This is a genomic window from Pseudoalteromonas xiamenensis (assembly GCF_017638925.1).
GTDB classification, from domain to species: domain Bacteria; phylum Pseudomonadota; class Gammaproteobacteria; order Enterobacterales; family Alteromonadaceae; genus Pseudoalteromonas; species Pseudoalteromonas xiamenensis.
Window position 1 is genome coordinate 2,210,439 of the sequence record NZ_CP072133.1, and the last position, 20,301, is coordinate 2,230,739.

Below are 20,301 nucleotides of genomic sequence, written 5' to 3' on the forward strand. Positions count from 1 at the left end.
AGATTTAAGAAGCGAGGCTGAGCCTCGCTTCTTTTATTCTGAGTGACTGGTGACGGTATCCGCGATGGATTGCCAGACCCTAGCTGGAAGCAAAGTCACGAGCGTTTGTTGTAGTGCATCCAGTTGTTGATTACCGCACAAGCGATTCTGAGCGCCTTCTTCTACATAGCCTTGCTCTTTCATTGAGTTCAGAAGCGAAGCCAACACTTTTGCATCGAAAAATTCAGGATCTTAATACCATGTAAGCGGCCCAGTCTTCCCGCTAGCGTTTGGTAATCTTGCTCCAGCTGTGCTTTGTCATAATCTGGTGTTCCAAGGACTAGCGCGGATAGAATTGCATAGCGCTCAAGGGTGAGTTGGATTGACTTACCAAGTATTTCCAATTGGCTGCGCGTTTGACTGTCCGTGTTCATCGTCCAAATCTCGTCATGTCGCGTCACAAGACCTTGTGTTTCGAAACTTGTTAATACGTCTTGAATGTAGTCTTCACGAAGTGGCGTCAAGAACCATTCTTTAGCGAACAGTGGATACAGTTTGTGCAAGTGTGTTTTGCAGGCTTCGATGGTCACCGCATCTTTATACAGCAGGAATTGTGCAATCACCGCTGGTACGGCGAACAGATGCAGAATATTGTTTTTGTAATAGTTAACGAGCGTTTGCTCACGTTCGCTGATACTAATGATGTCACCAAAGCTGTCTTGATGCACCTCGAACTTGTTTAAAGTGAGCGCGTGAGCGAGCAGACTTTCCGCGTTTTCATCTGGCATGGTCACATCTATGTGATATGGCGCGTCGCGTTGCAAAGACAAATAGAACTCTAACTGGGAGAGCAGTTTACTTTTGCTAAGAGCAAATTGCTCAGCACTCAACAAGATAAGTGAAATCAAATTCACCGCATTAAGTGCAGCTGTGTTATTGATGTTTGTCATGATCTTGTCTGCAAGCTCGGCCACTTGGGGGCTAACCAGCTCGGCTTCTGAGCCTCGGTTGGATGGATAGCTTCACGCCAGTTGGGTTGTTGCTCAGTTAAAAACTGATTGATGTTAATTGGCTCACCAAAATTCAAATAGCCACGGCCATAATTCTTTAGGTTTTTAATGGCTTTAAATACGCCAAGGATGGACTCGTTTTTCTTATGATCGCCTGCGAGTTCTTTCAAATAGGTATTAATTTCCATTACATGCTCATAGCCAATGTACACGGGCACGATAGAAATAGGGCGATCAATACCACGCAACATGGCTTGCAACGACATGGCTAGCATACCGGTTTTAGGCGGCAATAAGCGACCAGTTCGGCTCCGACCGCCTTCAGTATAAAACTTGACGGAATACCCTTTTATAAAGAGTTGGCTCAGATATTCATTGAAGACTGCGGCGTACAGCTTATTGCCGGCAAATGAACGGCGAATAAAGAAAGCGCCAGAACGACGGAAGATCCCACCGGCAGGAAAGAAATTAAGGTTTACCCCTGCCGCGATATGCGGAGGCACTAGCCCTTGGTGATAAATCACGTAGGTCAGTAATAAATAATCCATGTGGCTGCGATGACAAGGAACGAAAAGAATCTCATGACCTTTGTCTGCAAGTGCGTGGACTCGGTCAACGTTTTTCACATCGATACCATTGTACAATTTTGTCCAAAGCCAGGTCAGGATGCGTTCTGCGACGCGAACCATTGCGTCAGAATAATTTGCCGCGATCTCTTCAAGCATTTTTAATGCTTCACGACGGGCTTCTTCTTGGCTTAAGCCTTTACTTTTAGCTTCTTGAGCAATCGCATGTTTGATACTAGGGGAAGCTAAAAGACTGCTGAACAGTTGCTCGCGTGAAGGCAATTTAGGCCCAGTTGCGGCCAATTTTTGACGACGAAAATGTACGCGTGCAACACGTAGTAATTTGTGCGGTAGCTCATCGACGTCCGCTTTGTCGGTGATAAGTTGGGACAAATCGATGGGTTTACTCAGACGCACGAAGTTATTTCGCCCAGAAAAGAGCACCACAAAACATTTTCTAAACCAACTTGGTGTCAGTGAGCTGCTGAGAAGTGTGCCTAGACCAGGCTTTTCTTTACCAGGATCGCGTCCCCACAAAATTGTTGCAGGAATTATCTGGATTTTCGTCCCAGGGTTTGCTCTGAGTGCTTGAAAGATAGCTTGGCCTTGTTTGAGTGCCACACTTTCTTTGGGGGTATTTGAAAACAGTGGAGTCGGGTTTTGGATACCAACAAATCTTGGTAATACCGCACTGCCAACCTTTTCTGAACCGCTTGCTTTTGGTAGACCGAGTTTCTTACACACGGAGTCTAATGCAGCAATGTCTGAGTGCGCATTCAATCTTGCGACATAAAAGGTAGGCAAATTTGGATCAGTTCCCAAATTGTTCGAGAGGGTTCTCGGGCAATAGTTTCGTTTTTACGAATAACGCGTTGCCGAACTTGGCGAACGCCAACATAACACCAGAAAATATGCGCATGTACCTACCTTACTGCGTAACTGAAATTGCAACTGGACGGACCATTGTAACTCAGCAAAGAGTTTGTTGCGAATAACCAAGTCCATTTTAAAAATAACTTAGCATTAGTTGTTGCATTTATCACCAACATCATTATAATGTGCGGACTTTCTAAAGTAGGGTCTCCCGAAACAGAAAGATTACATAGAGTCTGGATTTCAGACCTACAAACAGGAATTCCGATTTGGAGTTCAACGCAGAAATAAAAGGACACTGACCTCTTAGTAAATAAGATTGGTTCAGCGGTTTTTTTATGCTCTTTTTAAATGCTCTTTTAATTGAGGTTTAAGAATGTCAAATCAACGCATTCGTATTCGCCTAAAAGCTTTTGACCACCGTTTGATTGACCAATCAACGGCGGAAATCGTGGAAACTGCGAAACGCACTGGTGCTCAAGTACGTGGTCCAATCCCACTACCAACGCGCTTTGAACGTTTCACTGTATTGATCTCTCCTCACGTTAACAAAGACGCGCGTGATCAATACGAAATCCGCACCCACAAACGTCTGATCGACATCGTAGAACCAACTGACAAGACTGTTGATGCGCTTATGCGTCTTGACCTTGCAGCTGGCGTTGATGTTCAAATCAGCCTGGGTTAATCGGAAGATTAGAGAGGTTTTAGGAAAATGGCATTAGGTCTAGTCGGTCGTAAAGTGGGTATGACACGTATCTTCACTGAAGATGGTGTATCTATCCCTGTGACAGTTATCGAAGCGACGCCTAACCGTGTTACTCAGATCAAATCTGAAGCAACAGACGGTTATAACGCGCTTCAAGTTACTGCAGGCGAGAAAAAAGCAAGCCGTGTCAACAAACCAGAAGCGGGTCACTTCGCTAAAGCTGGTGTTGAAGCGGGTCGTGGCCTGTGGGAATTCCGTCTTAATGGCGGTGAAGGTGAGTTTGAAGTTGGTTCAGCTCTTACTGTTGAAATCTTCTCTGAAGTTTCTCTAGTAGACGTAACTGGCACTTCAAAAGGTAAAGGTTTCCAAGGTGGTGTTAAGCGCTGGAATTTCCGTACGCAAGACGCTACACACGGTAACTCTCTATCTCACCGTGCTCCTGGTTCAATCGGTCAAAACCAAACACCTGGTCGCGTTTTCAAAGGTAAGAAAATGGCTGGCCACATGGGTGCAGAGCGTGTGACTACTCAGAATCTTGAGCTAGTGCGTGTTGACGCTGAGCGTAACCTGCTTTTAGTTAAAGGTGCAGTACCTGGCGCTATCGGCGGCGACGTAATCGTTAAACCTGCTGTTAAAGCATAAGTCCTGGAGATTTAGTGATGGAATTAGCAATTAAAGGCGCTGGTGCGCTTGAAGTTTCCGAAGCTACTTTTGGACGTGAGTTTAACGAAGCATTAGTACACCAAGTAGTTGTTGCTTACGCAGCAGGTGCTCGTCAGGGTACTCGTGCTCAGAAGACACGTTCTGAAGTAAGCGGTACTGGTATGAAGCCGTTCCGCCAAAAAGGTACTGGCCGTGCTCGTGCTGGTTCATTCCGCAGCCCAATCTGGCGCTCGGGTGGTGTGACATTTGCAGCTAAGCCGCAAGATCACAGCCAAAAAGTTAACCGTAAGATGTATCGCGGTGCGATTAAGAGCATTCTTTCTGAACTAGTTCGTCAAGAGCGTCTAGTAGTAGTTGAGAACTTCACACTTGAAGCTCCAAAGACTAAGTCGCTTGTAGCTAAGTTGAAAGAACTTGAGCTTAAAGACGTGTTAATCGTGACTGAAGAAGTAGATGAGAATCTATTCCTTTCTGCGCGCAACTTGTACAAAGTTGACACACGTGACGTTGCTGGTATCGACCCAGTAAGCCTAATCGCTTTCGATAAGGTACTTATTACTGCAGGTGCTGTTAAGCAACTTGAGGAGGCGCTAGCATGATCCGTGAAGAACGTCTTTTAAAAGTAATCCTTGCTCCTCATATCTCTGAGAAGAGCACAATCTCTGCTGAAACGAACAACACGATCGTTTTCAAAGTAGCTAAAGACGCTACTAAAGCTGAAGTTAAAGCAGCTGTAGAGAAGCTTTTCGAAGTTGAGGTAACTGGTGTTCGCACTCTAGTTGTTAAGGGTAAGACAAAGCGTACAGGTATGCGTTTCGGTCGTCGTAGCGATTGGAAAAAAGCTTACGTTACTCTTAAAGAAGGCAGTGAGCTAGACTTCGTCGGCGGCGCTGAGTAATAAGGGGAGTTAGAATTATGGCACTTCAAAAGTGTAAACCAACTTCTGCGGGTCGTCGTCACGTAGTTAAAGTGGTTAACTCTGATCTACACAAGGGTAAGCCATACGCACCACTTTTAGAGAAAAACTCTAAGTCAGGTGGTCGTAACAACAACGGTCGTATCACGGTTCGTCACATCGGTGGTGGTCACAAGCATCACTATCGTGTAGTAGACTTTAAACGTAACAAAGATGGTATTCCAGCTATCGTTGAGCGTCTAGAGTACGATCCAAACCGTAGCGCAAACATCGCTCTTGTATTATACAAAGACGGTGAGCGTCGTTACATTATCGCTCCTAAAGGCTTGAAAGCTGGCGATCAAATCCAGTCTGGTGTTGATGCACCAATCAAAGCTGGTAACGCGTTGCCAATGCGTAACATGCCTGTAGGTTCTACAGTTCACAACGTTGAACTTAAGCCTGGTAAAGGTGCACAAATCGCTCGTTCAGCGGGTGCATACGTACAGATCCTAGCTCGTGAAGGTCAATACGTAACTCTACGTCTTCGTTCAGGCGAAGTTCGTAAAGTTCTAGCTGACTGTCGCGCTACACTTGGTGAAGTAGGTAACTCTGAGCACATGCTTCGTTCACTAGGTAAAGCTGGTGCGATGCGTTGGCGCGGTGTACGTCCTACAGTTCGTGGTGTTGCCATGAACCCAGTAGACCACCCACACGGTGGTGGTGAAGGTCGTACTTCAGGTGGTCGTCATCCTGTAACTCCATGGGGTGTACCGACTAAAGGTAAGAAGACACGTAGCAACAAGCGTACTGATAAGTTTATCGTACGTCGTCGTTCTAAATAATAGTTGAGGAATTGCCATGCCACGTTCTCTCAAGAAGGGTCCATTTATTGACCTACACTTGCTGAAGAAGGTAGAGAAAGCGTTGGAAAGCGGTGACAAGAAGCCAATCAAAACTTGGAGCCGTCGTTCAATGATCATTCCAAATATGATCGGATTGACCATCGCTGTCCATAATGGTCGTCAGCACGTACCTGTATTCGTTACAGACGAAATGATCGGTCACAAATTGGGTGAATTTGCACCTACACGTACTTACCGCGGTCACGTCATGCGGATAAGAAAGCTAAGAAGCGTTAATAGGGGAATATGATGGAAGCATTAGCTAAACATAAATACGCCTCTGGTTCGGCGCAGAAAGCACGTCTAGTGGCTGATCAAATTCGCGGTCTACCAGTAGCTCGCGCTCTAGATATTCTAGCTTACAGCCCGAAAAAAGCGGCTGCATTGGTTAAGAAAGTACTTGAGTCTGCTATCGCTAACGCGGAGCACAACGAAGGTGCCGACATTGATGAGCTTAAAGTGGCTAAAGTGTTTGTTGACGAAGGTCCAACAATGAAACGCATCATGCCACGTGCTAAAGGACGCGCTGACCGCATCCTTAAGCGTACAAGCCACATCACTGTTGTGGTTTCGGATCGCTAGGAGATATAAGTAATGGGACAAAAAGTTCATCCTACTGGTATTCGCCTAGGTATCTCTAAACCTTGGGTATCTACTTGGTATGCGAATACAAAAGATTTCTCTGAACAGCTTTTTGGCGATCACAAAGTGCGTCAATACCTTACTAAGGAATTGAAAGCAGCTTCTGTGTCTAAAATCGTTATCGAGCGTCCAGCTAAATCAATCCGCGTAACAATTCACACGGCTCGTCCTGGTATTGTTATCGGTAAAAAAGGTGAAGACGTAGAGAAGCTACGTCAAGCTGTAACGAAGCTTACTGGCGTACCAGCGCAAATCAACATTGCAGAAGTTCGTAAGCCAGAGCTTGATGCTAAGCTTGTAGCAGACAGCATCTCTTCACAACTAGAGCGTCGTGTTATGTTCCGTCGTGCTATGAAGCGCGCTGTACAAAACGCAATGAAACTAGGTGCGAAGGGTATCAAAGTTGAAGTTAGCGGCCGTCTTGGCGGTGCTGAAATTGCTCGTTCTGAGTGGTATCGTGAAGGTCGTGTACCTCTACATACACTACGTGCGGACATTGACTACGCAACTTCTGAAGCGTTAACCACTTACGGTATCATCGGTGTTAAAGTTTGGATTTTCAAAGGCGAAGTAATTGGTGGTCTTCCACTAGTTCAAGAGCAAGAAAAACCAGCTGCGAATAAGCGTGCACCGAAGAAAGCCAAAAAAAGTGCTAAGTAAGAGGTAGCGATAAATGTTACAGCCAAAACGTACCAAATTCCGCAAAGTACAAAAAGGTCGTAACCGCGGTGTTGCGACAAGCGGTAACAAAGTTAGCTTCGGTTCTTTCGGCTTGAAAGCGACAGCCCGTGGCCGTATGACTGCTCGTCAAATCGAAGCAGCTCGTCGTGCTATGACTCGTCACATCAAGCGTCAAGGTAAAATCTGGATCCGTGTGTTCCCAGACAAGCCAATTACAGAAAAGCCGTTAGAAGTTCGTATGGGTAAAGGTAAAGGTTCAGTAGAATACTGGGTTGCAGAAATTCAACCTGGTAAAGTACTTTACGAGATGGAAGGTGTTTCTGAAGAGCTTGCTCGTGAAGCATTCGACCTAGCTTCTCGTAAATTACCTTTCAAAACAACATTTGTAACTCGGACGGTAATGTAATGAAAGCTAGCGAACTTAAAGACAAAAGTGTAGCAGAGCTACAAGCTGAACTTTTAGAGCTTCTACGTGAGCAGTTTAACCTGCGCATGCAAGCGAGCACGGGTCAGCTAGCTCAGACTCACCAGTTGAGAAAAGTACGTCGCGACATCGCGCGTGTTAAAACGGTTATCAACCAGAAGGCAGGTGCATAATGAGCGATAAAATCCGTACTCTTCAAGGTCGTGTTATTAGCGACAAAATGGACAAGTCAATCGTTGTTGCTATCGAGCGTCAGGTTAAACACCCGATCTACGGTAAATTCATCAAGCGTACAACTAAGTTGCACGTACATGATGAAAACAACTCAGCTCTAGCTGGTGACCTAGTTTCAATTCGTGAGTGTGCTCCAATTTCTAAGACTAAGTCTTGGACTTTGGTAGACGTAATTGAGCGTCCAAAACAAGCTTAATTTTTAATTAAGTCTGTTTAGAAGAAGCCTCGGCCTTGGTCGGGGCTTTTTTTTGCGTTGAAAAGAAAGCGGCGTCTTATTTCCATTTTTTCCTTTCTTACCCTGTACTAAAGTGCGGCTGTTATTTTGCATTAGACGCGTTATGCTGAATAAAAAATAATAAAGTCCGTTTATGTTCTCGATTGGAGTAATAAGTCTTGTTGCCATAGCTTACCTTGGCGTACTGTTCGCGGTTGCGTGGGTGGCTGATAAAAGTCCGAAACCTCGTGCGCGTGCCAGTGTCTATGCGTTGTCATTGGGGGTATATTGTACTTCATGGGCGTTTTTTGGTACGACAGCACAAGCAGCCAATAACGGCTGGTGGTTGGCACCAACCTATTTAGGCACAATTCTGCTGTTCATCTTCGGGTGGCAAATATATTTACGGATCGCAACCGTTTGTCGCCAACAAAAACTGACTTCCATGGCTGATTTTATCGCGACACGTTACGGACAATCGTCGAGTCTTTCTGGCCTTATTTCATTTATCTCCGTGATTGCGGTAGTGCCTTACATTGCGCTACAGCTCAACGCGACAAACACCAGTATTTCCTTACTCACGGGCAAACCATCGACGGCTGCCATGGCATTTTGGCAAGACGGTACCTTTTATATTACGTTGCTGTTGGCGCTTTTTGCTGTGTTGTTTGGTACTCGGCGTCTGCGTCCCAGTGAGCATAATCCTGGGTTGATGACCGCAATTGCGTTTGAATCTTTAGTGAAGCTGTTTGCCTTTCTCGCGGTTGGTGTCTTTGTTTGTTTTGGTCTTTTTGAGACTCCTTGGCAATTGCTTGAGCAGGCTCAACGAGACGGTGTCACGGCGCAAATCGAAACAACGAGAAGCCCCAACTACGTATATTGGGTGCATGTGTTATTGGGGTTACTTGCCACACTGTGTTTACCTCGGCAATTCCACACCGCGTTTATTGAGCCAAGTTCCGAGAAGCAACTCGTCGCGGCGCGGTGGTTATTTCCAGCGTATCTTGTGCTCATTACACTATTTACCTTACCTATTGCGTATGCAGGGCTGTTACTTTTCAAATCAGGTAATGTTGGCTACGACACCTTTGTGCTTGCGCTACCCATCGCTGCAAATGCGCCCGTGATGACGATGTTGGCGTTTCTTGGTGGTTTTTCAGCGGCCACGAGTATGGTGATAGTGTCTACCATCGTATTAGCCATCATGATCACCAATGATTTTATCAATCAATATTTACTTCGCCGTGCCCAGATAGGCGCAAAGACTCGCGGACTCACTAAGCAGTGGCTTATTTACGCTCGGCGCGGCGTGATTGTCGCCATTTTACTCTTAAGCTATTTGAGTCATCGTATCTTTGCTGATGGTAATACGCTGGCGAATATGGGCTTGATGTCGTTTGCATTAGTAGCACAGTTTGCACCAGCCATGATCATTGGTTTGTGGTGGCGCAAGGCATCTTGCCTTGGCGCACAACTGGGTATCGTCAGTGGTTCTGTAATTTGGTTTTACACGCTCTTATTACCCAATCTTATCACCGGTTTGTCTGGTCCAGAACTTTGGTTGCATGCAGGTCCTTGGGGGATTGCTTGGCTTGCTCCAAAAGATTTGTTTGGTCTTGGTCTTGATGCCATTAGTCAGGCTGTGCTGCTTTCGTTATTCGTCAATACACTGGTGTATCTCGTTGTGCCTTGGTTTAGTCAGGCGCGATTGGCGGAGCGGCTGCAAAGCAATAAATTTATTTTGAGTGAACCAGAGCCAAAAGCATTATTGACACCCCTTACATATCAAGACTGTGCAGACTTGCTACAGCGATTTGGTGAGCCTGACTCGACTGCGCAACTGATTGACGAAGAGTTTCCGAAAGAGCGCGGGAAATGGAAAGAAACAGCACCTCGTCACATCGAAGATTTGGTTGAGCGCGAAATGTCAGCGCTCATCGGAGGGCCTTCTGCTCGGCTTATCTTGCAAGCCAGTAAAGATGAAAAAGCGCAATCCATTGAACACGTTGCTGAGTTTGTGGATGAAGCCAGCCAAGTATTACGCTTTAATCGAGACTTGCTGCAAGCCACCATAGAGAACGTTGAGCAGGGAATTAGCGTAGTCGACAGTGAGTTGAAGCTTGTCGCGTGGAACCAACGCTACAGTGAAATGTTTTCTTATCCCGAGGGGAGCTTGTACATTGGTCGTCCTGTTGAAGAACTGATCCGACTCAATGCACAGCGGCAGTTGTTTGAATTCAATAATCTATATCAAGAGGTTGAAAAACGACTCGCCTATTTGAAACAAGGGAGTGCCTACAAGTATCGTCGTCAGCACAATGATGGTCGCGTGTTTGAAATGCAGGGTAATCCGTTACCCGGCGGTGGCTTTGTGACGACCTATACGGACATTTCTGATTTTGTACGCCAACAACGAGCGTTGGAGCAAGTGAATACGGATCTTGAGGAAAAGGTGCAGGCCCGTACCGTTGAACTCACGAATGCGAATCAACAACTCGAAACCGCAAAACGGCAGGCTGAACTTGCCACAGAGAGTAAAACTCGCTTTTTTGCTGCGGCCAGCCATGACTTACTGCAGCCTTTCAATGCTGCAAGTTTGTTTTGTGCCCTAATGAGTGAGCGATCGCAAGGCTCCGAGCTTCAAGGTTTGTCAGAGAACATCAAAGATGCGTTGGCCAGTGCAGAGGATTTACTGTCGAGCATTTTAGAATTGACGAAATTGGAAGCTGGCGCGTTCAAAACCTCGATAGCCCCTTTTAACTTGGCGTCTTTATTAACGCCGTTGTGTAATGAATATCGAGTCCTTGCAAAGGCAAAAGGGTTGGCGTTTGTTGTCGGCCCGTGTCCGGTATCGCTTACTACAGATAAAGCACTTTTGAAACGCGTGTTAAGTAACTTACTCAGTAACGCCATACGCTACACCAAACAAGGTGAAGTCCGCTTGCGTTTAGAGCGAGATGGGCAACGATTGTCCATCATGGTTGAAGACACCGGTATTGGTATTGCACAGCAAGACCAAACACTCATCTTTCAAGAGTTCAAGCAACTTGGCGATCGTTCTCACGGGCAAGGGTTAGGGTTAGGCTTAGCAATCAGCAAGCGGATCTGTGATTTGCTGGGCATTCACATTTCCATGGGTTCTGAAGTGGGAAAAGGAACTCAGTTTACCTTGACCCTCCCATGTGATGATGCCTTAAGCACAACACATGGACAAGAGCTCATTGAGGCAACGGGAGACAGCCAACTACAAGGTCTTTCGGTGTGGCTACTGGATAATGACGAACATGCTCTAGAGGCATTAAAACAATTACTAACGAACTGGGGTTGTGAGATCCAGTGTGCGAGAAACCAACAGGAGTTGGCAACACTAGCAGCGACGAGCAAGGCTGATTTACTCATCGCGGATTATCAACTCGATAGCGGTATCACAGGGTTGGACGTAATAGCGGAGTTATCGCTGCAAGCGATGCCTATCATACTGAATACAGCGAATCACGATGAGTTAATTCGAGAGAGAATTACCGACAGTGGTTACCCGCTCTTGTATAAGCCGCTGAAAGCACCCGCCCTTAAGCGACTTTTAAAGCGCATTGCGACTACGTTGTAGCTCACGTTAGGTAGGGGGAGCGAGTAAAATAGGAGCTGCTCGGTTATTAACTGTTCAGCTCGCCAATTGTCGATAATTGGTTGAACAAAATCCCCGCTTGCGTGCGGTTGTAAACGTTTAACTTTTTCAAGATAGCAGATACATGTTGCTTGATGGTGGTTTCTTGAATGTTCATCGCATAGGCAATTTGTTTGTTGAGTTTGCCATCCGCTATCATGGCGAGCACGCGATATTGTTGTGGCGTGAGCTTTTCCAAATTGCGCGCAAATTGCGCTTGTTCAGAATCCGTCTGATCTGTAAGTTCAGTTTGGTCTGGTAGCCAATTTTCCCCTTCAATGACCTTGGTAATCGCTTCGGCAATCAGTTCTAAAGAGGCGGATTTAGGAATATACGCACTCGCACCCAGTGCCATGGCTTGTTCTATGATTTGCGGACTTTCATTCGCGGAAACCATGACGACTAAAATATCAGGGTATTGATTGCGAAGGTTGGCAAGGCCCTGCAGTCCTTTTGCTCCCGGTATGGTTAAATCCAAAAAGACGAGTTCCGTTTCGGGATGTGAGACCAATAACGTCATGAGTTCATCAACCGTACTGGCTTCTTTTATTTGTTCATTGCTCATCACTTGTGCAGCCGCTTGTTGCAATGCACTGCGAAAAAGCGGGTGATCATCGGCAATTATGGCTTGCACGTGTGTCATCCTCAATCTCTCCAACTAGCTCAGTTATATGGTATTTTGAGAAAATAGACAAGGCAACAAGGTGGCTGGGGATCCGCTTGTTGCCTCGTCAAATGGTGTTAGAAACGATAACCAACCGTCAAGGAGATGGTGCGAGGGTCACCGTAATAACCAATGAGCGTATTGTCCCCACCAAGGCCTGGGGTGTATTTGCTCGTATCGTTTGGAGCCGTTGGGTCTGGCGTTACAAATTGGTAGCCTCCAATCATATATTCTTCGTCAGTCAGGTTTTTCGCATGCAGACCGACACGCCAGTTACCGTCTTGGCTATACCAATTCACGTTGAAGTTTAAGAGTCCATACCCATCTTGAGTAAGCAAGCTGTCTTCTTCAAATAGCACGTAATCACCGCGATAATAATAATTGGCGTTCAGAACAAAATCCCCAAACTCGGAGTAGATTTTGTAGTTTGCCCCGATATTAAATGTAACGTCAGGGGTATTCGAAATACTAAAATGCTCCGATTTATCAAAGGTTAAACCGGTTGTTTGGTCGGTATCCAATACTTCGTCGAACGAGCTATCAATGTAGCCAATGGCGGCATCAAAGGAGAGTGACTCATTGGCGATGTAAGTGAGTTCTAACTCTGCGCCCTTACCCGATGATTTACCAATATTGCCAAGTCGTTGGTTCAGATCGGCAGACGTCGCACCCGGCAATACAGAGATGTATTGGCGGTCTTTGTGGTCAAGCGCAAAAAGCGTCAAGTTTGCCCGTAGCGTCTTGTTCCACTCACTTTTCATACCTAACTCGAAGGAATCAACAATTTCAGGATTTGCTGCGGGTTCCGCCGTGCTGGCTCGAGGATTGTATGTACCGGATTTAAACCCTTGTGAGTAGCTTGCAAAGAACATAATGTCATCAGAATACTGATATTCAACACCCACTCGAGGCGTAAAGCGTGACCAGTCTTGGTTGTCATCAAGCACGTTGGGCACCAGTTCACCTTCAGGGCGAACATAACCCGGTATCCAATTGGATTCAGGGTAAACCGTCGCAAACACTAAGCCATTATTAACCGTCGCTTCTTTACTATCTCGGGTGTATCGAGCGCCAAGGGTGAGTGACCACTGTTCGTTCAAATCCACATTACCTTGTGCATAAAAAGCTTTGCTGGTGGAATTGCTGCATCCACTGACTTCACGGGTCAGGCCTGGTGCACCTAAGCTTTGACCTAAAACTTCAAGAATAGCTTGGAATTGCCCGCAGGATTCGGCGTCGTAGTAGTACAAGCCAGAAACGACTTTATAGTTCTCACCACGATGAGTCACTTGCAGTTCATGGGTCAATTGGTTGTCGTCATAAATGGCAGGCACATCGAAGATTTTGAGAGGGGTGTTATCAAAGTCAATGTTGGTGGGCGAGTAGCTATCGCGTTTTGCGACGGTATATTTGAAAGATGTTTGATCATCCATGTCCCATCGGCTGGTTAAGCTGTAGCCTTCCAATTCCACTTTGTTCCAAGTGGGCATACTGGTGTAACTATCAAAAACACTGTCAGGAATAGGGGCGTTTGTTAGTAAACTTGGCAATAATCGATAACCACCTTTTGCGTTCGATTTGTCGTCTGTTTTATCCCAAGCTAAACGGAAGAAAAGTTGATCGGTCGGATGCAATTCAAGCGTTAAACGCATGGCGCTGACATCTTTGTTGTAGTTTTCTTTGTCTTGGCCTGCCTGTGACATTTGTAGAAATTCACCGAAGCCATCGCGCGTCAGGTTTGCGTAACCGTAGCCGAGGTAAACTTTATCGGAAATGGGAAGCTGCCCGGTTATTTTCAGGTCTCGCTGATTGTAACTCCCCACCGTGCCATCAATGTTGAAGGTTGCGTCACCACTCATTTCTTTTGTGACGTATTTTATGGCGCCGCCGATGGTGTTTTTACCGTATAGAGTACCTTGTGGACCACGCAGCACTTCGATTTGTTGCACATCTAATAAATCGAGTACCGCACCTTGTGGTCTGGCGATGTACACATCATCAACGTAGATACCAACACCCGGTTCATATCCCCAAAGCGGGTCTTGTTGACCAACACCTCGAATAAAAGCCGTGATCGTGGAATTGGTTCCCCGGCTTGCCTGTAACGTCGTATTGGGTGAAAACTGCTGTACTTCAGTCATGACTGAGATACCGTTTTCCATCAGCGCAGATTCGCCAATGCTGGTTACTGCGACGGGTACTTCTTGTAGGTTTTCCACGGTTTTACGAGCTGTGACTTCAATGCGTTCAAGCTCTGCCTTTTTTGCTCCGTCTTCAGCATAGACCGCCATACTTGAAAGTGCGGTGCTGATGGCGAGAGCGAGATACGAAACACGAGTTGGCTTTCTGTTCATCCTGTTGCCCCTGTTATTGTCATTTTGGGTTGTTCGAGTTTTTTAACTAATCCGACTCTAGGAGAATGTGTGCAAAAGTGAATTAGTACCTTAGTACTATCGGCGCTGCAGCCCTGTCATTACGGGGTGTCGAGCTTGGCTATAACCTTAGTACTATGTATTTTCTGTGTAACTCGTCTCAGACTGATTATATTCCAATGCACGTTGAGGTTGCTCTTAGTGCATGACTATAACAATAAAGGAATTGGATATGCTCAGTATGATAGGTCTTTTAGGTGGTCTTATCCTCCTGATAATCATGACATTACGAGGTGTGAATCTTTTCTTGGCAGCGCCTTTGTGCGCACTTATCGTGGCACTTTTTAGTAATATGGCGGTGTTTCCGCTTAGTGAGCAGGTGAATTTCTTAAGCACATATATGTCTGGTTTTGCCGGTTTCATTAGTGCTTGGTTTTTCATGTTTTTACTCGGTTCACTGTTTGGTAAATTTATGGAGGACAGTGGAGCTGCCGACAGTGTGGCACGATTCATTGTTGCTAAATTAGGAATGAAACATGCCGTTCTCGCGGTGGTGATCGCCTGCGCTGTGCTTACCTATGGTGGCGTAAGTGTTTTTATTGTGGCGTTTTCCGTCTATCCCATGGCCCTCAGCTTATTTAAAGATGCCGACTTACCGCGTCGCTTTATCCCAGCAACGTTAGCCTTTGGTTCTGTGACGTTTACGATGACGTCTGCAGGCAGCCCAGAAATTCAAAATTGGATCCCAATTAAGTACTTAGGTACGTCCCCGTACGCCGCATGGGAAGTGAGTCTTGTTGTCGCGATTTTTATGGCGCTCAGCGGTTATTGGTGGCTCATGCGTATGATTAACAAAGCAAAAGCAAATGGGGAGCGTTTCGACGCTCGTGCAGATGACCCTGCTATTGCGATACGCGACTATCCCCATCCCATCACGGGAGTCATCCCGCTTATCGTTGTGTTACTGCTGTCCTTTACGCTGCATGAAGCTTTGCAACAAAGTGCGCTTATTGTCGCGCTACTCGGTGGTGTGCTGAGTATTGTGATTATCAACTTTAAGCGTTTTCGCTCGATAACCAATGCGGTCAATTTAGGGACGACAGGCGCGCTTGTCGCGATTGGCAATACGGCAGCCGTGGTGGGGTTTGGCGCGGTTGCTAAGAATACAGACGCATTTAATGCCGCCGTTGAGGTAATGACAGCAATGCCGGGCAATGAATTACTCGGAGCGGCCATTGCGGTGAGTGTTATTGCGGGTTTAACCGGTTCGGCGTCAGGCGGGCAAGCGATAGCGTTACCGCTTGTTGCACCACATTACCTTGATGCAGGCGTTAATCCCGAACAATTACATCGTATTGTGGCCATTAGTTCAGGGGCGCTCGATACGTTGCCTCACAATGGTTATGTGGTCACGACGATTCGTGCTATTTGCAAAGAAACGCATCAACGCGCCTATTGGTCAATGGCGGCACTTACCGCGCTTATCCCGTTAATTGGGGTTGCATTGGCACTAGGCTTGTTTATTTGGTTTTAAAGAGGAAGAACGATGAAAAGGCAATTATTCCGTGTATTTTGGCTTGTTATTCTGAGCTTCACAGCACAAGCCCAAACTTTGCTGGTTGAAAAACAACGATTTGAAACGAAGGCCTTTACCACCGAATCAGGCGTCACTTTACCAGCGGTGGTGGTCGGGTATGAAAGCTACGGCACGCTTAATGAGAAAAAGGATAACGCCATCCTCATCACTCACTTTTTCTCAGGAACGTCGCATGCAGCAGGTAAATATTCGGAAAGTGACCCCTTGCCAGGTTATTGGGATACGATCATTGGCCCAGGTAAAGCGATTGATACCAATAAGTTTTTTGTCATTAGTAGTGATACGTTGGTGAACGCCAATGTGTACGACCCCCATGTCATCACCACCGGCCCAGCTTCGCTTAATCCGAAAACAGGAAAAGCGTATGGATTAGACTTTCCAGTGGTGACAATTGGTGATTTTGTGGAAGTTCAAAAACGCCTTTTGGATAGCCTAGGCATTGACAAGCTGTATGCCGTTGCAGGTGCCTCTATGGGTTCTTTTCAAGCGTTAGAGTGGGCTGTCCGTTACCCTGATAAAGTAGAAAGATTGGTCCATGTCATTGGCGCGGCAACGATGGATGCGTGGACTGTGGCAGCGTTGGAAAAATGGGCTTTACCCATTCGCTTGGATCCTAACTGGAATCAAGGTAACTACTATGAAGGAGAAAAACCCATTGCGGGTCTGACAGCAACGATGCTCAATATTACGCAAGACGCGATGCACCCCACTATCTATAACGCGAGTTTTAAAGATTTCGAGGTGTTAGATGAGCCAGCCATGAAGGATATTCGTGTTTTACCAAAAATAAATCAGGTGTTAGCACAGCGAGCGGCTGCTCGAGCAAGGTTACAAGATGCAAATCATGTGTTGTATCTCATCCGTGCTTCACAGCTTTTTACCGCCGGAATGAACCAAGACCTAGAAGGCGCGCTTGCTCGTATTCAAGCGAAGGTGCTGCTCATGCCATCCTCAGGTGACTTATTGCTTCGTCCTGAAGGCGTGAGGTCGCTATACGACACACTTAAACGGATGAACAAATCGGTGTCTATAAGCGAAATAAATGGGGGATGGGGCCACTTAGATGGGTTGTTCTCCATCGGCAGTAAGCAAGCTGAACTTGCGGCATTTCTAGCGGAGTGATGAGATGAAGAAGGTCTTGATTACAGGTGGAGCCAGTGGCATCGGCCAGCACCTTGCACATCGACTCGCGGCGTTAGACTTTGACGTTGTAGTGAGTGATGTTAATGAAGCACAAGCAATACAGACGGCTCAAGAGATTGTTGCTAAAGGGTTTAAGGCACAAGGCATTGGCTTAAACATGTTGGACAGCGCAAGTTTCGAGCCTCTGACCCACGCGCTCGGTTCCATTGATATTCTGATTAATAATGCGGGTATCCAGCATGTTGAAGCCCTTGAACATTATCCACTCGATAAATGGGAAATGTTGCAGGCCGTTATGCTGACGGTACTCGCAATGTTAAGCAAAGCGTTATTGCCACAAATGCGCAAACAGAACTTCGGCCGCATCATTAACATCGGCTCCATTCACGCACTGGTGGCGTCAAAATATAAATCGGCTTATGTTGCGGCAAAACATGGTTTGCTTGGGTTATCGAAAGTGATGGCACTTGAGACTGCTGAGTTCGACATAACAATAAATACCATTTGCCCCGCTTATGTAAAAACGCCGTTGGTGGAAAAACAAATTGCAGCACAAGCCAAAGAACATGGTATGAGTGAACAAGAGGTGGTTGACCGTATTATGCTGGCCCCAATGCCCAAAAAAGCGTTTATCGATGTGGACGAGATTTTCCATAGCGTGCAATTTTTGGTTGCCCCTCTGGCGAAAAACATCACAGGGCAAACCATTGTTATTGATGGCGGCTGGACAGTGCAATAGGAGTACGTATGGCAGGTTTTGATAAAGTGGTTAATTCCTACGAAGCGGCATTAGCCGGACTCGAAGATGGCATGACGGTGATTGCTGGTGGATTTGGACTATGTGGAATTCCGGAAGGTACTCATTGCCGAAATAAAGCGACAAGGTACAAAAGCACTGACGGTTGTTTCCAATAACTGTGGAGTCGATGGATTTGGTTTGGGTGTGTTATTGGAAGACAAGCAAATCAAAAAGATGATTGCTTCGTATGTGGGGGAAAATGCGTTGTTTGAACAGCAGTTGTTGAATGGCGATTTAGATGTTGAGTTGACACCACAAGGCACTCTCGCTGAAAAAATGCGCGCTGGCGGCGCTGGGATCCCGGCATTTTTCACGGCGACAGGCGTTGGCACAATGGTCGCAGAAGGCAAACCGCATAAAGTGTTTCAAGGTCGTGAATACGTGATGGAAGAGAGCATCACGGGTGATTTTGCAATTGTTAAAGCGTGGAAAGCCGACCGCTTTGGCAATTGTATTTACCGTCACACGGCGATGAATTTCAATCCAATGGCAGCAACGGCTGGGAAAATAACGGTGGTGGAGGTAGAAGAGATAGTTGAACCAGGGGACATTGCGCCAAGCGAAATTCACACGCCAGGTATTTACGTTGACCGCGTGATCCTCGGACAATTCGAAAAACGCATTGAAAAGCGCATGGTGAGAGGATGATATGGGATTAACAAGAGAACAAATGGCCATGCGTTTAGCGAAAGAATTGCAGGATGGTTATTACGTCAATTTAGGTATCGGGATCCCAACGCTAGTGGCGAATTACGTCCCACCTGACATGGCTGTGATGTTGCAATCTGAAAATGGACTGCTTGGCATGGGGCCATACCCATTGGATGCGGAACTAGACGCGGATCTCATTAATGCAGGCAAAGAAACCGTGACGACGGTGCCTGGTGCTGCCATTTTTAGCTCAGCAGAAAGCTTTGCGATGATCCGTGGCGGGCATGTTGACTTAACCGTACTTGGTGCATTTGAAGTTGATCAGTACGGTAATATCGCTAGTTGGATGATCCCCAATAAGTTAGTGAAAGGCATGGGCGGCGCCATGGATTTGGTCGCCGGCGCAAAAAACATCATCTGTACGATGACGCATGCCAATAAAGCAGGCGAATCGAAAGTACTTGAGCGGTGTTCACTTCCCTTAACGGGCGCTGGGTGTATAAACAAAGTGCTGACTGATTTGGCGTTGCTTGAAATAAAGAATGGCGCATTTTATTTACTCGAACGAGCACCGGGAGTCAGTGTCGAGGAAATTGTACGTAAAACAGCCGGCGCACTCGTTGTCGATGGAGGCATTCCCGAAATGACCTTTTAATCAGCCAAATACGACGGAAAAGCAGGATGAAACCTGCTTTTTCATTTTTAATTGTGGGCTGGACGTTCTTTGGTATTAAATTTGCGATTTTCAAATAACTGTATATACTCACAGGTAATTGTACTGTATGGAAAACCAGTGATATGCGACCGTTAACTAAACGCCAAGAACAAATTTTCGAACTGATTAAGGTTTTTATCCGCGATACGGGTATGCCGCCAACGCGAGCAGAAATTGCAGATTCATTAGGTTTTAAAAGCGCCAACGCAGCTGAAGAACATTTAAAAGCACTTGCTAAAAAAGGTGTGATTGAAATGGTTCCGGGTGCCAGCCGTGGTATTCGTTTAGTTGAAGAAGACGAACCAGAACAATTAGGTCTACCACTTGTAGGTCGTGTCGCTGCAGGGGAACCTATCTTGGCCGAGCAACACATCGAAAGCCACTGTAAAGTTGACGCACAAATGTTTAAACCGATGGCTGATTACTTGCTCCGCGTACACGGTATGAGTATGAAGAATATCGGCATTTTAGATGGCGATTTGCTCGCAGTACACCGCACGCAAGTTGCACAAAATGGACAGGTTGTCGTTGCGCGCGTAGAAGAAGATGTTACGGTTAAACGTTTTGAGAAAATTGGTAAGAAAGTGTACTTACATGCTGAAAATGAAGATTTTTCTCCGATAGAAGTCGACCTTGAACACGAAAGTTTTTCAGTGGAAGGTCTGGCGGTTGGCGTGATTAGAAATAATCAATGGATGTAATTCCGCTAAATCAGCTAAAAGTGTGAGTTTTCTAAAGCCCTTCAACGCAAATTTGAAGGGCTTTTTATTTTGTTTTTCCAAATAACGTCTTATAACTTGTTCATTACTTGATAGATTTCCAAGTCATCGCAAAAAATCACCCATTCATAACATATTAACCTTCATTACTTGCTAATTGTTCAAAAATTGACTAATTGGTT

18 protein-coding genes and 3 pseudogenes are annotated in these 20,301 nt (G+C 46.1%); 18 read left to right on the forward strand and 3 right to left on the reverse strand.

Annotated elements, in window-relative coordinates; translation table 11 throughout:
- Window positions 1–33: 33 nt before the first annotated feature.
- Window positions 34–2,474 (reverse strand): annotated as a pseudogene (gene plsB, locus J5O05_RS10675) (glycerol-3-phosphate 1-O-acyltransferase PlsB).
- A gap of 330 nt (window positions 2,475–2,804) precedes the next feature.
- Between plsB and rpsJ the strand changes: the two are divergent.
- The 12 genes and pseudogenes from rpsJ (at window position 2,805) to J5O05_RS10735 (ending at window position 11,402) form a co-directional block, all read left to right on the forward strand.
- Window positions 2,805–3,116: a 30S ribosomal protein S10 gene (gene rpsJ / locus J5O05_RS10680; protein WP_005495349.1), complete on the forward strand. Its 312-nt coding sequence runs from the start codon at window positions 2,805–2,807 to the stop codon at window positions 3,114–3,116.
- A 27-nt stretch (window positions 3,117–3,143) separates the two neighbouring features.
- The gene (gene rplC / locus J5O05_RS10685; protein WP_208842049.1) at window positions 3,144–3,779 is read left to right on the forward strand and encodes a 50S ribosomal protein L3; all 636 of its coding nucleotides are present in this window, start codon (window positions 3,144–3,146) and stop codon (window positions 3,777–3,779) included.
- A 17-nt stretch (window positions 3,780–3,796) separates the two neighbouring features.
- Complete coding sequence (gene rplD, locus J5O05_RS10690) at window positions 3,797–4,399, forward strand: 50S ribosomal protein L4 (protein WP_005495351.1); 603 nt, start codon at window positions 3,797–3,799, stop codon at window positions 4,397–4,399.
- Window positions 4,396–4,698, forward strand: coding sequence for a 50S ribosomal protein L23 (rplW, locus tag J5O05_RS10695; RefSeq protein ID WP_005495352.1), 303 nt, complete (start codon window positions 4,396–4,398; stop codon window positions 4,696–4,698). Before rplD ends, rplW begins: the two co-directional genes overlap by 4 nt.
- A 17-nt stretch (window positions 4,699–4,715) precedes the next feature.
- Window positions 4,716–5,540 (forward strand): 50S ribosomal protein L2, encoded by an 825-nt coding sequence (gene rplB, locus J5O05_RS10700; protein ID WP_208842050.1) that lies wholly within the window; start codon window positions 4,716–4,718, stop codon window positions 5,538–5,540.
- Between the two features lie 16 nt (window positions 5,541–5,556).
- Window positions 5,557–5,837 (forward strand): annotated as a pseudogene (rpsS, locus tag J5O05_RS10705) (30S ribosomal protein S19).
- A 12-nt stretch (window positions 5,838–5,849) separates the two neighbouring features.
- Complete coding sequence (gene rplV, locus J5O05_RS10710; RefSeq protein ID WP_208844514.1) at window positions 5,850–6,182, forward strand: 50S ribosomal protein L22; 333 nt, start codon at window positions 5,850–5,852, stop codon at window positions 6,180–6,182.
- 12 nt (window positions 6,183–6,194) lie between these two features.
- The gene (rpsC, locus tag J5O05_RS10715; protein ID WP_005495357.1) at window positions 6,195–6,902 is read left to right on the forward strand and encodes a 30S ribosomal protein S3; all 708 of its coding nucleotides are present in this window, start codon (window positions 6,195–6,197) and stop codon (window positions 6,900–6,902) included.
- Between the two features lie 13 nt (window positions 6,903–6,915).
- Window positions 6,916–7,329 (forward strand): 50S ribosomal protein L16, encoded by a 414-nt coding sequence (rplP, locus tag J5O05_RS10720; RefSeq protein WP_208842052.1) that lies wholly within the window; start codon window positions 6,916–6,918, stop codon window positions 7,327–7,329.
- Window positions 7,329–7,520: a 50S ribosomal protein L29 gene (gene rpmC / locus J5O05_RS10725; protein ID WP_005495359.1), complete on the forward strand. Its 192-nt coding sequence runs from the start codon at window positions 7,329–7,331 to the stop codon at window positions 7,518–7,520. Before rplP ends, rpmC begins: the two co-directional genes overlap by 1 nt.
- Window positions 7,520–7,777, forward strand: a complete 258-nt coding sequence (rpsQ, locus tag J5O05_RS10730; RefSeq protein WP_208842053.1) for a 30S ribosomal protein S17 — start codon at window positions 7,520–7,522, stop codon at window positions 7,775–7,777. Before rpmC ends, rpsQ begins: the two co-directional genes overlap by 1 nt.
- A 172-nt stretch (window positions 7,778–7,949) precedes the next feature.
- On the forward strand, window positions 7,950–11,402 hold the full coding sequence (locus J5O05_RS10735; RefSeq protein WP_208842054.1) for a PAS domain-containing hybrid sensor histidine kinase/response regulator: 3,453 nt from the start codon (window positions 7,950–7,952) through the stop codon (window positions 11,400–11,402).
- A gap of 46 nt (window positions 11,403–11,448) precedes the next feature.
- On the opposite strand, the gene J5O05_RS10740 is transcribed toward J5O05_RS10735, so the two are convergent.
- On the reverse strand, window positions 11,449–12,102 hold the full coding sequence (locus J5O05_RS10740; protein ID WP_208842055.1) for a response regulator: 654 nt from the start codon (window positions 12,100–12,102) through the stop codon (window positions 11,449–11,451).
- Between the two features lie 98 nt (window positions 12,103–12,200).
- The gene (locus tag J5O05_RS10745) at window positions 12,201–14,477 is read right to left on the reverse strand and encodes a TonB-dependent receptor (protein WP_208842056.1); all 2,277 of its coding nucleotides are present in this window, start codon (window positions 14,475–14,477) and stop codon (window positions 12,201–12,203) included.
- Between the two features lie 250 nt (window positions 14,478–14,727).
- Between J5O05_RS10745 and J5O05_RS10750 the strand changes: the two genes are divergently transcribed.
- From J5O05_RS10750 to lexA, 6 genes and pseudogenes are all read left to right on the forward strand, one after another.
- On the forward strand, window positions 14,728–16,029 hold the full coding sequence (locus J5O05_RS10750) for a GntP family permease (protein WP_208842057.1): 1,302 nt from the start codon (window positions 14,728–14,730) through the stop codon (window positions 16,027–16,029).
- Between the two features lie 12 nt (window positions 16,030–16,041).
- A complete protein-coding gene (locus tag J5O05_RS10755) occupies window positions 16,042–17,214 on the forward strand; it encodes an E22 family MetX-like putative esterase (protein WP_208842058.1) in 1,173 nt (390 codons plus the stop codon).
- Window positions 17,215–17,218: 4 nt separating this feature from the next.
- Window positions 17,219–17,974 (forward strand): 3-hydroxybutyrate dehydrogenase, encoded by a 756-nt coding sequence (locus J5O05_RS10760; RefSeq protein WP_208842059.1) that lies wholly within the window; start codon window positions 17,219–17,221, stop codon window positions 17,972–17,974.
- Between the two features lie 8 nt (window positions 17,975–17,982).
- Window positions 17,983–18,682: pseudogene (locus J5O05_RS10765) on the forward strand (CoA transferase subunit A).
- 1 nt (window position 18,683) lies between these two features.
- Window positions 18,684–19,340 carry a 3-oxoacid CoA-transferase subunit B gene (locus tag J5O05_RS10770; RefSeq protein ID WP_208842060.1) on the forward strand — a complete coding sequence of 219 codons (657 nt, stop codon included), beginning with the start codon at window positions 18,684–18,686 and terminating at the stop codon, window positions 19,338–19,340.
- A gap of 143 nt (window positions 19,341–19,483) precedes the next feature.
- Window positions 19,484–20,101: a transcriptional repressor LexA gene (lexA, locus tag J5O05_RS10775; RefSeq protein ID WP_208842061.1), complete on the forward strand. Its 618-nt coding sequence runs from the start codon at window positions 19,484–19,486 to the stop codon at window positions 20,099–20,101.
- The last annotated feature ends 200 nt before the right edge of the window (window positions 20,102–20,301 follow it).

What these genes read in the sequence shown, in the direction of transcription:
- rplC (WP_208842049.1), top strand. Translation starts at nt 3,144, where the DNA reads ATGGCATTAGGTCTAGTCGGTCGTAAAGTGGGTATGACACGTATCTTC.
- rplP (WP_208842052.1), top strand. Translation starts at nt 6,916, where the DNA reads ATGTTACAGCCAAAACGTACCAAATTCCGCAAAGTACAAAAAGGTCGT.
- J5O05_RS10735 (WP_208842054.1), top strand. Translation starts at nt 7,950, where the DNA reads ATGTTCTCGATTGGAGTAATAAGTCTTGTTGCCATAGCTTACCTTGGC.
- J5O05_RS10760 (WP_208842059.1), top strand. Translation starts at nt 17,219, where the DNA reads ATGAAGAAGGTCTTGATTACAGGTGGAGCCAGTGGCATCGGCCAGCAC.
- J5O05_RS10745 (WP_208842056.1), bottom strand. Translation starts at nt 14,477, where the DNA reads ATGAACAGAAAGCCAACTCGTGTTTCGTATCTCGCTCTCGCCATCAGC.
- rplW (WP_005495352.1), top strand. Translation starts at nt 4,396, where the DNA reads ATGATCCGTGAAGAACGTCTTTTAAAAGTAATCCTTGCTCCTCATATC.
- J5O05_RS10750 (WP_208842057.1), top strand. Translation starts at nt 14,728, where the DNA reads ATGCTCAGTATGATAGGTCTTTTAGGTGGTCTTATCCTCCTGATAATC.
- rplV (WP_208844514.1), top strand. Translation starts at nt 5,850, where the DNA reads ATGGAAGCATTAGCTAAACATAAATACGCCTCTGGTTCGGCGCAGAAA.
- J5O05_RS10770 (WP_208842060.1), top strand. Translation starts at nt 18,684, where the DNA reads ATGGGATTAACAAGAGAACAAATGGCCATGCGTTTAGCGAAAGAATTG.
- rpsJ (WP_005495349.1), top strand. Translation starts at nt 2,805, where the DNA reads ATGTCAAATCAACGCATTCGTATTCGCCTAAAAGCTTTTGACCACCGT.
- lexA (WP_208842061.1), top strand. Translation starts at nt 19,484, where the DNA reads ATGCGACCGTTAACTAAACGCCAAGAACAAATTTTCGAACTGATTAAG.
- rpmC (WP_005495359.1), top strand. Translation starts at nt 7,329, where the DNA reads ATGAAAGCTAGCGAACTTAAAGACAAAAGTGTAGCAGAGCTACAAGCT.
- rplD (WP_005495351.1), top strand. Translation starts at nt 3,797, where the DNA reads ATGGAATTAGCAATTAAAGGCGCTGGTGCGCTTGAAGTTTCCGAAGCT.
- rplB (WP_208842050.1), top strand. Translation starts at nt 4,716, where the DNA reads ATGGCACTTCAAAAGTGTAAACCAACTTCTGCGGGTCGTCGTCACGTA.
- rpsQ (WP_208842053.1), top strand. Translation starts at nt 7,520, where the DNA reads ATGAGCGATAAAATCCGTACTCTTCAAGGTCGTGTTATTAGCGACAAA.
- J5O05_RS10740 (WP_208842055.1), bottom strand. Translation starts at nt 12,102, where the DNA reads ATGACACACGTGCAAGCCATAATTGCCGATGATCACCCGCTTTTTCGC.
- J5O05_RS10755 (WP_208842058.1), top strand. Translation starts at nt 16,042, where the DNA reads ATGAAAAGGCAATTATTCCGTGTATTTTGGCTTGTTATTCTGAGCTTC.
- rpsC (WP_005495357.1), top strand. Translation starts at nt 6,195, where the DNA reads ATGGGACAAAAAGTTCATCCTACTGGTATTCGCCTAGGTATCTCTAAA.